Raw genomic sequence first — 13,357 nt, forward strand, 5'->3', positions numbered from 1 at the left:
CGCTAGACAATCAGGTCGTCGCGGCCATCATTCTTGAGCCGGTCGATGTAGACCGGGTAGAGCTTCTTGCCCATCGGTGCCAGCTTGAGCAAGCTGGCCACGTTGCCCTCAACCTTGATCTTCTTCTTGGCCATTGCCAGCGGCAGATTCACTTTGCCCTGCCAGTAGGCGTTGCCCGTGTCTGCGGTCATCGACATGGTCGCCATCGGCTTCGGTTCGGCCGTGTCGCCCGAGCCGCTCTCCCGCACCGACTTGTTAGCCATATCGATCACCACGACGGCCTCCGGATCAGTGAAGTCGAAGGCGATCACCAGCCCGGTGTCCACCAGCTTCGGACCGATCTCTGGATCCTCAAAGGCCGACTCAAAGATCCCGCCAATGTACTTGGCGACCTCCGCCGAATTCTTGAACCCCATCGCAGCTCTCCCTCTGGTCCCTGAATCTATTTTTAATTAGATTCTGTGCAGCTACTGCACACCACTGCCAGCGCGCTATCTGCCATCTGTGTGATGTGCGCACCCGACGGTACCACATGATGCGTAGCTCACACCGCGATCGTCTGACCAGATAGGAGGCGGTTGATACCCCCGGGATGGTGTCAATCCGAACGGAGACGGCGTCCTACGAAGCAACGGGAGGGCATCACTGCACCACGACGCGCCTCACGAAAACACACCTTCAAAAATAAGATATTTACGACCAGGTTTGGCAACCAGCCGGCTGACCCGGAACTCCGGAGCGGTTCCGGGAGACGCTGCGGCCGACTGCGCGACATCGAACTCGCCGCCCGATCGGGACTCAGTTGTTGCCGCGGGATGACTCCAGACGAGCAGATCCCCCACTGACGGCCAATCAACGCGACGCACGTACGGGTTTCATATTTGGAGAATATTTTCTATCCTAGATTCAAAGTCGTCAGCTGAAGGAGACCTCTATGCCCGCACCTCGCCTGGCCTACCCCATCAACGAGTCGAACACCCCGCACGGTGCCGACGTAGTGGTGGTCGGCTCTGGACACAATGGCTTGGTGGCCGCCGCCTACCTCGCGCAGGCAGGCCTCGACGTGCTCGTAGTGGAGGCCTCGCCGACGGCGGGGGGAATGACGGCCACCAATCCGTTCCCTGGGGCGCCCGAGTACACCATGAATGAAGCATCCATCCAGGCCTCCCTGTTCCGTACCACCACGATCAACGAAGATCTGGGCCTGTCGCGCAGGTTCGGCCTCAGGCAGACCGTCATCGACCCAGCACACTTCCAGCTCGCGGCGGACGGCTCCTCGCTGGGCTTGTGGCGCGACCCGCGGAAGACAGCAGATGAGCTGAGCTACTTCTCCAAGAGGGATGCCGCCGCCCTGTTGGACCTCTACGAGGTGATCGACGCCGCCGTCGCGATCGGGCTGCCGTTGATGCAGACCAGCGTGACGCGCCCCGAGCTGCCGGCGATCTTCAAGGCGATGAAGGCGGTGGCGAAGAACCGCAGGCAGCTGGTGAATATCGGCCGCTGGATGGCGAGTTCGCAGATGGAAGCTATTGAGGAGAGCTTCGAACACGACATGATCCGTGCACCGTTGCTGACGAGTCTTCCCTTCATGCCGTTCGATGCCGACATGTCCGGTTGGTCGCTGATCTACCTCGGCGTGCTGAGCAAGTACGGGGTCGCAATGTTTCACGGCGGCACCGGATCGTTCCCCCGCGCGCTGATCGCCAGCATCGAGTCCAACGGCGGTCGCATCATCACCAGCGCTCCGGTGGAGGAGATTGTCATGACCGGTGAGCGCGCCACCGGCGTGCGCCTGGTGAACGGCCAGGAGATTGTGGCGCGGCGCGGGGTACTCACCGCGTGCAGCCCCCGGACCACACTGACGCGTCTGCTGCCCAGGGGCGTGCTGGAACACAAGAAGCAGAACGCCGCGGACCACATTCCCACCCGCAAGCGTGGCATCGCCGATGCAAAGATCAACGTCGCGCTGAGCGGCCGGATCGATATGTCCAAGCACGAGAAGTGGCGCGGCGATGGCATCGACCTGCGGTTGGCGTGCAACTGCTACCACACCTACGAGCAGGCCGCCGCGGCCGCGCGGTCCTGTGTCCGCGGTCAAGTGCCGGACGCGATCCCCGGCCTTGCGCAGGTCACCAACGCGTTCGATCCGTCGATGTCGCCCGAGGGCAAGGACTTGTGGTGGTTCTGGACCGGGCTTACACCGTCCTACCCGGAAGAGGGCTGGGACGTCGCCCGCAAGGAGATCACCGACAGCATCATCAAGGATGCTGAGTCGTACTACAAGGGCGTCGAGTCGATGCAGGTCGCCGTTCACCCACTGGTGCTCCCCGATATCGAGGAGCGGTTCTGGGCGATCGACGGCAGCGTCTATCACGTTGACCCCACCATCACCCGGTTCGGGCCCAACAAGCCGGTGGCCGGATTCGCGGGCTACAAGACACCCGTTCCAGGCCTCTACCTGACCGGCTCTGGCACCCATCCGGTGGCGGGCATCAGCGGCATGCCTGGGCAGAACGCCGCCCGCACGATGATCAAGGAGTTCGCCCTCGAGGACAAGGGCGGACGTCTTGGCGCGTTGAAGGCTAGGCTGGCCGGCGAGAAGCGGCGGGATGCAAATCCCTACACCAGTGGACAGAATGATCCGTTCCCCGCGGAGCTGCGGGGCTGAGCCCGGCAGTCACGCCTCGGGACGCAGGCCCGTCTGATGCTACAGGCGCGCCGGGCCCGCGGTGACTTTGCGTCAGCGGTCTTAGTGGCGTCGATGAGCTTGTAAGCCATCATGATTCCACCCGGTACGTAATCCCGGCCCTTGGTGACGCGCCAGCGATACCGCATCGGTGGCAGAGTCGATACTCCAGCCAGCCGCGGTAGCGGCCAAGTCGGCCCGAGTGCCAGACGCATGCTGGCGTCACCCTGTGCGACGATATTGGCCGACATCGACGGCAACGTCGTCACAATGGTGCACATCTACTCCCGAAGGGGAACAAAGAAGACAGTGTCATCACGGCGACGGAGGACCTGGTGGGCTGGTGTTCGGAGGCGCCGACGGCGGCTGCGCCGGCAGAGGGTCCTGCGGTCCGATGCAGATCACTGTACAACCGGAACTCACCGGGACCAGCGACTCGGCCGCCGGGGTCGGTTGTGGAGCGGATGTCATCGATTGACCGAGGTCGACCAGCGGGATCTGGGCTAGCGGGTCGGTGGGCGGCAGCCCATGGACGTTGAGCGGCAGGCCCGGTCCGAGCCCTTCCGGGTCGTCCAGGTGCATGTCGCCCAGCGGCGGCACGGGCCCGGCCAGCGGCGGCAGCTCCATCGGAACCACGCCGGTGGCGTAGGCTCCGGCCCAGCCCAGCACATTCCGTGCGTACGACATCGAGTTGTTGTAGCGCAATACTGCCGCCAACACCTGTGAATGGTCGTGCAAATTCAAGCCACCGCTGCACAAATAACGGGCGGCCGCAAGCGTGGAGTCGTAGAGGTTCTGCGGATCAGCCATACCGTCGCCATCACCGTCTGAGGCATAGCGCGCCCAAGTACCCGGCAGGAACTGCATCGGACCCATTGCGCGCGCGTAGCTGGCCTGGCCACCGACGCTGCTTTGGAGGATGATCTCGTTGCCGGGCAACGTACCGTCCAAGGCAGGGCCGTAGATCGGCTGTATCGCGGTGCCGCGGGTATCCGTCGCGCCGCCGTTGGCGTGCATCGACTCGATACGCCCGATACCAGCCAGGAGATTCCAGCTGATCCCGCAGTCCGGGTCGGACCCCGCCATCAGCTGCTCTGCATTGCGGTACGCAGACAACGCCATGGCCGGGATGCTCAGTGCGCCAGGAGAATGCACGGCAAGTGCTGGTGGCGGAGCCGAGACGGTGGCCTTAGCTATATGAAATGTGGTCGGCGGACGGGAGACCGTGACCACAGCCGTTCCCGGCGGGTCACTCACGACGGTCGTAACAGTCACGGCGGGAGTGACGGCGGTGTTGTGCGAAGCAGATGCGGGCAAGGTGAATCGGGGGCCTGCCGCGCCGACTGCTCCAGCGAACACAACCGTGGTGATCGCGGCGACGGTTAACGTCGGAGTCCGCAGCCGACCGACGAAGTCGGCAAACAACCTACCTGCCAAAGCCGGTTCCTTGGGCTGAGGCATCCGGCGGTGACGCGCCATCTTGTTGAGCCTTCCTTCTATGCGCCCATCGACCGGCGCCGGTGTCAGTAGGCGCGTTGGGCGTGCATCGATGCGGTGGGCGCCTGGTCTCCGGGCTCGCAGCCGGAGAACAGGTGGGCCGCATCGTTGTGCGTGCCATTCAGCGCGTCGCGGATCGACATCGTGCATAGTCATCCCGGTCGCGGCACGGGTACCGGAACCCGGCACGGCGCGCGGTCGGCGTCCGACTCGGACGCCGCCCTGATTGCTGTGATGAGTTCCATTAAGTGGCCTCGGCGGTGCGGCGTGATAGCGGCCGCACCCGACGGTGACCTCCTTGGCGCTGAAGGTTGTTCTGTGACCCCCTGATTCGTGGCGTGGCCGCACGGATGTACTCACCGATCTGGCGCAGTGAGCGAGTGGCTTCGGGCACCACCGGTGCCATGAGCTGGAAGTCGTGAACCTGACCTGGCCAGATGCACACCTCGGCAGGCACACCGGCCGCCGTCAGGTTGGCAGCGGCCAACTGAGCGTCGTGCAGCAGCGCCTCCGCCCCGGACACGTGGATCAATGTCGGCGGCAGGCCGGGTTCGATGTGCTCGAGTGGTTCGTAGGCTTCTTCGGTCTTGCCGTTAATGGTGTGCTTGGCGGTAGCGTCGGCGACCAGCGCGACCAGCGCGTCGAACGCCTTGGGCGGAAACATCGCATCGGTCTTGATGTTGGGATGCGCCCGCTTGGGTCGTTGAGCTAGCTGCAGCAACGGTGAGATCGCGACCAGGGCCGCTGGTGTTTCGCCCTCGGCCTGTAGCCGCTGGGCCAATGCAAGCGCGAGGTAGCCCCCGGCGGAATCACCGGCCAGCACGATCTGTTCCGGCTCGTAGCCGCGTCCGCGTAGCCAACGGTAGGCGTCATGGCAGTCGTCGAGGGCCATCTCGACCGAGTGCTTTGGGATGAGCCGATAGTTGGGCACCAGTACCGGCGCGTCGGCATATCGCGAGATCGCGGTGACCACCCGGCCGTGCGAGTGCGCCCCACCGGCCAGGAACGCGCCGCCGTGCAAATAGAGCACCACCCGCCGGTTGCCGTCGGCGGGCAGCACGCCGGGGGCGCGGACAAGCTGCGCAGTTGCCGTAGGCAATGTCACCGTCGTCCGGATGGCATCGGGGGTCGGAATCGCGATGCTGCAGGCGAATTCGACGACGCCGAACGGCCAGGGAAGGTGCGGTACATAGCTACCCAGCGCCAGAGCGGGCCTGATCGTCAGCCGCGACATCAGTGCCACCAATCGGCCAGCCATACTCGGCGTGGACTGATCTTCCAAAATGACCGGACCGCGGCGCGTCCCGGATACCTGCTGACCCGCGGCGCCTGCCTCACACCTTGAGTGGGTAGTCGGTGGCGGCATCGATGCGAGGATGGTCATTGGTTCGCCGCCCTCATGTACAGGCCGGCGATGAGTTCGAGCCACTGGTGGACGTCTCGTAGCGTTGGTAGCGGAATGCGGCGCGGGATCAGGTTGGTCTGCGACCGATCAAGACCATCGACGATCCTGGTCGTGACGTACATCAGCCAGTAGGGCCGGTCGACGGGTTGGAACGCGCCGCAGATTTCTGCCCGGTCGGGCCCGAATATGCTGATCCGCCGACCGCCGTCGTCGTCGACGGTGCTGACTACGGCCGCCGCCCCGGTGAGTACGCTGATTGCAGCCAGGTTTGCTTCTTGCACGTTCGGCATTGCGGTCAGGGCTCCCGGATGGTGCGCGCGGGCGCTGCCTCGGAATAGGACTCGCCGTGGCCGGCGCGCAGCCTGACAAGTTCCCACGGGCAGACCATCCGCGAGGTGCCCATTGCCGTCTCAACTTGGATGAGCATGGTACCCACGTCGGTGACCGTGCCGACCCGCCGACCTTCGCGAACCCTGTCGCCTATATAGAATTGCATTGTGCTGCCTCCAAGGGCTTCCCGTGCGTTGCTATCCCGTGCGGGAAGCGTCGATACCACCCGTCATGGCCGTCCCGGTTCGTAGTCGAGTCGCGGGACAGTTAGTTCATGACGCGTGTGCCAGCGGAGGGTGCCGGTCCCGTCGCGCCAGTAGACCTTGTACCTAATCGCCTCGGAGTCAACGATGATGCCGACGCCCCGCCGGTGGTCAGCTCGCGCCAGTACGGTGTCGCCCATCACCGGGATACTCGGGTTGCGCCCGACGATCATGGCCGAGGCCGTTCCCTGCGATGCCTGATCTCGGCGACGAAGCGACACCCGTCGTCGTCGACCACATCCCACGAAGACGGCCCACGCCACTGGGTAGTTCCCAGCGCGTGGACGGTACGGCGCGCATCCTCCTCCGAACGGATGTTCGCTAGCCGTCGTCCGTCACTAGTGATGACAGTCCACATGGCTACGGCCGATCGTGGGTGCTACCGGAACTAGGTACTGCCCGCCCCCTTGGAGCGGAGCACTAGAGGGCCGACCACCGGAGGCCGCCCCATGTGGTGTGGTCGTCATGGTGTCGGCTCCCTTCACTGGTGCCCTGGCGAGCCAATCCGCCCGATGTGACATACTGACAATTTTCGTAATATGTTATTTGACTCCGCTGCTGGCGAGATGTCAAGACTTGGCTGCAGCCAGTTCGGGCCGGGGATGCGCATCGTCACAAGTGGCGAACAATGTCAAACGTATGAGTACGATGTGTTCATGCCTCGCGGAGCCCGTACCCAGTCGGCCGCAACCGCCGTGGGGGATGACCCGCGCGATCGGATTCTGGCTGGTGCCGACCGTTGTATTGCCCGCTACGGCGTCCGCAAGACCACCATGGAGGACATTGCCTCCGAAGTGGGCATGTCACGGCCGGGCGTCTACCGCTATTTCAGCGATCGCGACGACCTGCTCCTCGCGCTGGTCACTCGGCACGCGCAGGTGCTGCGCGACCGCGCACACAAGGTCATCGCCCGCCAGGCTTGCCTTCAAGACCAGATCGTCGAGGGCCTTCTCTATACCGTGAGCGAGGCCCGCCTCGATCCCGTGGCGCGGTACATCGTCGACCCTGAGGGCTCTGGCCTCGGTCGACGATACATCGAATCACGGATGTCGGAGACGATGTCCGCCACATTCTTCGACCCTGCCCTTGACATCGCCTACGTCAACAATGAACTGCCCCGTGACCTACCACGGTCGGATGTCTATCTCTGGTTGGCCAGCCTCGCCCTGATGTTGATGCGAGGGCTCGAAGATGGTGAGGCCGACCTCGCGCGCTATCGGACGATATTGCGCCGCTTCGTCGCTCCAGCCTTCGCGAGCCCACAAAAATAGCCTCGCGTTGTTCGAGCTCATTGGGCACCTGCACAATCGGTGGCCCCGCGCGGTCGGGCAAACCCGGTGCGGACCCCCGCTACGCGTTGCGGCTATCGGCGCCTGGGCTCGTGTCGGCCAAAATGGGCGCCGACGTCGCGTTCGACGGCAAGATCCAAGTCGCGGTATCCAAACAAGCAATGCAGCTAGCCGTCGAGGTAGGCGGCTATTGCACCCGACTTGACCGCCACGCAGATCGACGCTATCTGATTGCTGCACCGACCGCGGGTAGGAGCAGTGTGTCGATGACTTGTCGGACGAAGTCTGCGTCTATGGCCTGTCCGCGGATGACCTGCAGCAGGCCCATTGCCAGTACGACGTCGGCGACCATAGACCAGTCGCGGTCGGGTAAGATTTCGCCCCGGGCCGCCGCTTGCGCCAGGATTTTCGCGACTACGCCTCTGCCTTTGAGCAGCACGAGGTCGTCGACGGCGACTGCCAGGTCGGGGTCGTGGGCGGCTTGCAGGGCGACGCGCAACACCAGATCGTTGGGGACGGGGTCATCGTTCTCGCGCCCAACCCGTTCGACGAGGGCGTCCAGATCACCGGTCAAGCTGCCGGTATCGGGGGCGTCTTTGATGAGCAGATCGGGTCGCCAGTAGATCAGTGCATCAGTGACCAGCGCCGCCTTGGACGACCACCGGCGGTATATGGCCGCCTTTCCGACGCCGGCGCGTGCGGCGATGTCGTTCATGTTGGCGGCGTCGTAGCCGTTTTCGGAGACGACGGCCAGCGCGGCGTCCAGGATCGCCGGGTCCCGGGAGCGGTCGAGCCGCCCAACGGTGCGCTGGCGCAGTGGTGGTTCCGTCTGAGCCATGTGTTCCGATCTGTCGGATGATGACGCTGCCACAGCCAGCGTGGCAGGTTTGCGCCCGCGTTTCACGACGTCGTCGGCTGCGGGATCGGCGCGGTGTTCAATTCCGCCTCAGGCTCAGGCTCAGGGGCGTCCTTCTTCATGCGGAAGGTGTTCAGCGGCCACCAGAACCAGCGGCCCAACACGGCCGCGATCGACGGGGTCATAAAGGCCCGCACGATGAAGGTGTCCACCAGTAGGCCCATAGCGATCGCGGTGCCCAACTGTCCGATCACCCGCAGGTCGCTGATCATCATCGAAGCCATGGTCGCAGCGAACACCAAACCGGCGGCGGTCACCACCCCGCCGGAGGCGCCCATACCTCGGATGATCCCGGTGTTGAGGCCGGCCGGGATTTCTTCTTTCAGCCGGGACACCAACAGCAGGTTGTAGTCCGAGCCCACCGCCAGCAGGATGATGACCGTCAGCGGTAGCACGATCCATTGCAAGCCCAGCCCCAAGATGTCCTGCCACAGCAGCACGGACAGACCGCAGGCGGTACCCAACGATGCGAGCACGGTCCCGACGATCACCAGGGCGGCCACCAGGCTGCGGGTAATCAGCAACATGATCGCGAAGATCAGGATCACGGTGGCGATGCCGGCGATCGTCAGGTCAATCTTCACCCCGTCCTGCAGGTTGCTATACATCGAGGCGGTGCCCGCCAGCGACACCTTCGCGGACGCCAACGGCGTTCCCTTGATAGCGTCAGCGACCGCCTGCTTGATGCCCTGGACGTGCTCGATGCCCTGCACCGACGCGGGATCACCCTGGTGGGTGATGATAAATCGAACGGCCGTGCCATCGGGGGACACGAACATTTTCAGCCCGCGCTTGAAGTCGGGATTCTGGAAGACCTCCGGTGGCAGGTAAAAATAGTCGTCATTGTGGGCTTCATCGTAGTAGTTTCCCATCTGCGTCGATCCCTCGGCACCCTCTTGCATATGGCGCTGGATGCCGGCCATCGCGCTGTGAGTGGACAACATGAAGCCGCGCATGTTCTTCATCGACTCGACCATTTTTGGGAGATCGGCCAATATTTTCGGCATCAGGGCGTCAAGCTTATCTACATCTTTGACCGTTAGCCCCAGATCATCGGTCATGAGGTCGATACCGTCCAGGACGTCGAATATCGACCGCAGCGACCAGCAGATCGGGATGTCGAAGCAGTGCGGTTCCCAATAGAAGTAGTTGCGGATCGGCCGCCAGAAGTCGTCGAAATCGGCAACGTGTTGACGCACTTGCTCGATGTCGTCCTGCATGATGTGCATATCGCCCGTCATCTCATGCGTGGTGTCGGTCACCTGCTGCATGACACCGTACATATGCTCCATGGTCGCGATCGTGTGGCCCATCTCGTCGGCCTGCTCAAGCATCGAGGCCATGCTGTCGTTCATGAATTTTGCGGTCTGCAAGGTGCTGGAATTATTCATAGCCATCACGAACGGCAGCGAACTGTGTTCGATCGGCGCCCCCAGGGGGCGGGTGATGGTTTGCACCCGCCCGATGCCGCGTTCGTGGAAGACACCCTTGGCGATCCGGTCGATGATCAGCATGTCCGCCGGATTCCGCACATCGTGGTCGGCTTCAACCATCAGCAATTCTGGATTCGTCCGGGCTTTCGAGAAGTGCCGCTCGGCGGCTGTTTGAGATACGTTGGCGGGAATGCTCGACGGGGTGAATTTCTCGTCGTTGTAATTCGGCACGTAGGTCGCCAGGCTGGCGAAGCCGATCACCGCGATAAAGACCGTTACGACAAGAATCGGTTTCGGCCATCTCGTCACGAAGGTACCGACTTTACGCCAGCCGCGTTGCGAGACCTTGCGTTTGGGATCGAAGATACCGAACTTTGACCCGACCACCAGTACCGCCGGGGCCAGGGTCAGCCCTGCCACCATAGTCGTCGTCAAGGCGATGGCGCACGGTAGGCCCATGCTCCAGAAATACGGCAGCCGGCACGCGGTCAGGCACAGGCAGGCGCCCACGATCGTCAGCCCCGAACCCACGATAACGTGCAACACACCGTGGAAGGCGGTGTAGTAGGCCTCTTCCCGATCTTGGCCCAGGGACCGGGCTTCGTGATAGCGACCCAACAAGAAGATGAAATAGTCAGTCCCGGCAGCGATGGTCAGCATGGTGACCATGCTCACCGCGTACGGGGTCAGCCCGATGATGTCCAGGTGGCCGGCGGTGGCCACGATCCCTTCCGCGGCATACAGTTCGAAACGGACCAATATCAAGGCAACGATCGCGCTCCGCAGCGAGCGGTAGATGCCCAGCAACATCAGGAAGATGACACCGATCGTGACCAGCGTCATGAGTTCCATGCTGTTATGGGCGGCGATCAGGGTGTCGGTGTTGAGCGCGGTGTTGCCGGCCACGTAGGCGCGCACGCCCGGCGGCGCCGGGACGCTCTTAACGAGCTTGCGGACGGCGGCGACCGACTGGTGGCTGGGGCCGGTGCCCTGGGCACCATCGAGGAACACCTGCACGTAGGCGGCCTTGCCGTCCGGGCTTTGTGAGCCGGCAGCGGTCAGTGGGTCGCTCCAGAAGTCCTGGGCGAACTGCACATGCTTGTCGGCCTTGAGTTTGGCGACGATCTTGTCGTAATACTCGTGCGCACTGTCGCCGAGCTTGTTGTCGCCTTCGAGAACGACCATCGCCGTGGAGTCCGTATCGAACTCCTGGAACTTGTGGCCGATGTTCATCATGTCCTTGAACGCCGGCGCCTCGGTCGGCGTCATCGGCACCGAGCGCTTACCCGCTACCTCGCCAAGCCCCGGGACGAACAACGTGGTACCGATCCAGACGAGCACCCAAAACAGGATGATCGGCACCGCCAGGATGCGTAGCAGATGCGCGATGCGGGAGCGTGGGGCCTTTGACGTTTCGTTGCTCATACCGATTTGACCAAGCAGTAGATGAAGGGCTCGTATTCGTTGACGCTGCGGTCATCGCGGACCTCGCCGTCGACGATGACCCGGCAGCGCAGGTGGCGCATGCCGATGTCGCCTTGGGCGACGATATTGGCTGACATCGACGGCAGGGTCGTCACGATGGTGTACGACCATGGCAGCGGGGCGTTTTCGACGAGGTGAGGTTGCCCGTCTTGATCGAGGTAGTTGACATTGACGCTGCCGACCGAGGGTGCGGTGATTTCGTAGGTGATGTGTTTGGGGTTGAACGGCTTCGTATCGTCGGCGTTCGCGTCGGCGCTCGACGCGTAAGCGTTAGCACCGAAACTGTCCCGGACCCGCAGCACGACATATGCGCCCAGCGCGACCACAACAACCAGAAGAAGTGGTATCCACAGCTTCTTGAACAGCCGAAACACCCGCGATCTCCTTAGCTGCGCGACCCAAATTCACGTCGACGAGTGGCACCCCAACCCAAACGGAACTCCAGTTCCGTGGTGGCCGTAGAAACGGTACCACACCACGGCGGGCTCCAGTCACGGGCCGCGAAGAACCCTCGATGACGTCGAGCACGCCACTATGGAGTGGGTCGGCTGGCGCCGCCCACACTGCCCACTGGAGTAAATCTCATCCCACCCGCCGAACACGGGGGACCTCGCGCACCACTCCAGTTAGCCCAAGCCGCGACACCTCAAACGTGAAGTCGGCATCAAGCTGGGGACGGCAAGCGTACCACGGTTTTTTATTATAGGATAGAATCTGAGCTGTCGGCATCATGAAATGTTCCGGCGACTTTCGGCTTGCTCTGCAAGCCCCAGAAACGCTGTCGTTCAGCACTTCTCATGCGGCTCACGGGTGACCCGGTCCCCTAGTCGGGGATTGGCCTCTGTGATTGACAGATGCGTCGGCCCGTTGAGAGCATTCTGGCGTGACTACCGCAGTCCGCGACTCAGGCGGCCCATTCTTCGACGAGCTTTGCAAGGGCATGGTGTTCGATTCGGCTCCTGCGATGTCACTTACCTCCGGCGGTGCAGCCGTGCACCAATCGATTCTCGGCGATCGCTTGCGCCTGCCACTCGATGAGATCCTCAGCCGCGCCGTGACAGGTTCGGCGTCGGTCATCGCGCACCCCGGATACGTGTGCGACGTAGCGATCGGTCAGTCGACACTCGCCACACAACGGGTCAAAGCCAATCTGTTCTATCGCGGGTTGAAGTTTCACCGCTTCCCAGAGATCGGCGACACCTTGTACACCCGCACTGAAGTTGTGGGCCTGAAACGAAACACTTCCAAACCCGGTCGTCCACCGTCCGGTCTGGCCGCGTTACGCATCACCACCGTCGACCAAGCGGAAAGGCTCGTGCTCGACTTCCACCGATGCGCCATGTTGCCGCTCCGCGGTGAGGCGGCCACCGATGGTCAGGACGACGATCTAACTGCCGCCGGAGACGATCCCGGTCCGGCACCCGATGCGACCGCAAACTGGGACCACGAAGCCTTTAGACACAGAGTACCCGGACCGCACTTCGATCCCACTCTCTCGGGCAAGACGTATCGTAGTACCGCCGACCTGGTGAGCGGTGCTACCGAACTTGCCCGGCTGACTCTCAACATCGCTGTCACGCATCACGACTCGCGAGTCTCCGGTGAGCGCTTGGTATACGGCGGTCACACTATTGGACTCGCGCTGGCCCAGGTGACGCGTGCGTTGCCGAACCTCGCAACAGTGCTTGGATGGACTTCCTGCGATCACGTGGGACCGGTACGCGAGGGTGACACACTCTACAGCGACATCCACATCGAAGACGCACGACCGCTGCCAAGTAGGCGCGGCGGTGTCCTCTTCCTCCGGTCGCTGGTCTACGCCGTCGGCACTGCGGAGGACCGGCGAGTGCTGGATTGGCGCTTCACCGCATTGCACTTCTGAGCGCTGCGGACCCGGAGTCGTGTTTAATTTGTCGAAGTCGCAAGAGATGCCGCTGCGGAGACTCAGTCGACAACCGCTGAAATCCTGGGCATCGCCAAGCAGCCCGTGTGGTCAAGAGCATCGGCCGATACGTGCGTTGAGCATACGGCGCACGCGCCGTATGGTTCGGGC

The 13,357-nt window shown here is 63.1% G+C and carries 11 protein-coding genes; 3 read left to right on the forward strand and 8 right to left on the reverse strand.

Going from position 1 to position 13,357, the window contains the following annotated elements:
• Positions 1 to 2 precede the first annotated feature (2 nt).
• On the reverse strand, positions 3 to 416 hold the full coding sequence (locus BKN37_RS00075) for an SCP2 sterol-binding domain-containing protein (protein WP_071019240.1): 414 nt from the start codon (positions 414 to 416) through the stop codon (positions 3 to 5).
• 518 nt (positions 417 to 934) lie between these two features.
• On the opposite strand from BKN37_RS00075, the gene BKN37_RS00080 reads away from it, so the two are divergent.
• The gene (locus tag BKN37_RS00080) at positions 935 to 2,668 is read left to right on the forward strand and encodes a phytoene desaturase family protein (RefSeq protein ID WP_095406953.1); all 1,734 of its coding nucleotides are present in this window, start codon (positions 935 to 937) and stop codon (positions 2,666 to 2,668) included.
• Between the two features lie 333 nt (positions 2,669 to 3,001).
• Here BKN37_RS00080 and BKN37_RS00085 read toward each other — a convergent pair whose 3' ends face one another.
• The 4 genes from BKN37_RS00085 to BKN37_RS30125 all read right to left on the reverse strand — a co-directional run bounded on the left by BKN37_RS00085 (position 3,002) and on the right by BKN37_RS30125 (position 6,015).
• On the reverse strand, positions 3,002 to 4,147 hold the full coding sequence (locus tag BKN37_RS00085; RefSeq protein WP_083341489.1) for a lytic transglycosylase domain-containing protein: 1,146 nt from the start codon (positions 4,145 to 4,147) through the stop codon (positions 3,002 to 3,004).
• Between the two features lie 280 nt (positions 4,148 to 4,427).
• The gene (locus BKN37_RS00090; RefSeq protein WP_083341478.1) at positions 4,428 to 5,567 is read right to left on the reverse strand and encodes an alpha/beta hydrolase; all 1,140 of its coding nucleotides are present in this window, start codon (positions 5,565 to 5,567) and stop codon (positions 4,428 to 4,430) included.
• Positions 5,564 to 5,878, reverse strand: coding sequence for a hypothetical protein (locus tag BKN37_RS00095; RefSeq protein WP_071019243.1), 315 nt, complete (start codon positions 5,876 to 5,878; stop codon positions 5,564 to 5,566). Before BKN37_RS00095 ends, BKN37_RS00090 begins: the two co-directional genes overlap by 4 nt.
• Before the next feature lie 5 nt (positions 5,879 to 5,883).
• The gene (locus BKN37_RS30125) at positions 5,884 to 6,015 is read right to left on the reverse strand and encodes a hypothetical protein (RefSeq protein ID WP_278184921.1); all 132 of its coding nucleotides are present in this window, start codon (positions 6,013 to 6,015) and stop codon (positions 5,884 to 5,886) included.
• A gap of 822 nt (positions 6,016 to 6,837) precedes the next feature.
• Here BKN37_RS30125 and BKN37_RS00105 point away from each other — a divergent pair.
• Positions 6,838 to 7,452 (forward strand): TetR/AcrR family transcriptional regulator, encoded by a 615-nt coding sequence (locus tag BKN37_RS00105; RefSeq protein ID WP_071019490.1) that lies wholly within the window; start codon positions 6,838 to 6,840, stop codon positions 7,450 to 7,452.
• Between the two features lie 241 nt (positions 7,453 to 7,693).
• Here BKN37_RS00105 and BKN37_RS00110 read toward each other — a convergent pair whose 3' ends face one another.
• The 3 genes from BKN37_RS00110 to BKN37_RS00120 form a co-directional block, all read right to left on the reverse strand.
• A complete protein-coding gene (locus tag BKN37_RS00110) occupies positions 7,694 to 8,308 on the reverse strand; it encodes a TetR/AcrR family transcriptional regulator (RefSeq protein ID WP_071019250.1) in 615 nt (204 codons plus the stop codon).
• A gap of 62 nt (positions 8,309 to 8,370) precedes the next feature.
• A complete protein-coding gene (locus BKN37_RS00115) occupies positions 8,371 to 11,244 on the reverse strand; it encodes an MMPL/RND family transporter (protein ID WP_071019252.1) in 2,874 nt (957 codons plus the stop codon).
• A complete protein-coding gene (locus BKN37_RS00120; RefSeq protein ID WP_095406954.1) occupies positions 11,241 to 11,678 on the reverse strand; it encodes an MmpS family transport accessory protein in 438 nt (145 codons plus the stop codon). The genes BKN37_RS00115 and BKN37_RS00120 overlap by 4 nt, the downstream gene beginning before the upstream one ends.
• Before the next feature lie 566 nt (positions 11,679 to 12,244).
• Between BKN37_RS00120 and BKN37_RS00125 the strand changes: the two genes are divergently transcribed.
• Entirely contained in the window at positions 12,245 to 13,186 is a 942-nt protein-coding gene (locus tag BKN37_RS00125) for a hotdog family protein (protein ID WP_071019497.1), read from the forward strand.
• The last annotated feature ends 171 nt before the right edge of the window (positions 13,187 to 13,357 follow it).

The sequence above is a fragment of the Mycobacterium talmoniae genome (assembly GCF_001854525.1).
Lineage (GTDB): Bacteria > Actinomycetota > Actinomycetes > Mycobacteriales > Mycobacteriaceae > Mycobacterium > Mycobacterium talmoniae.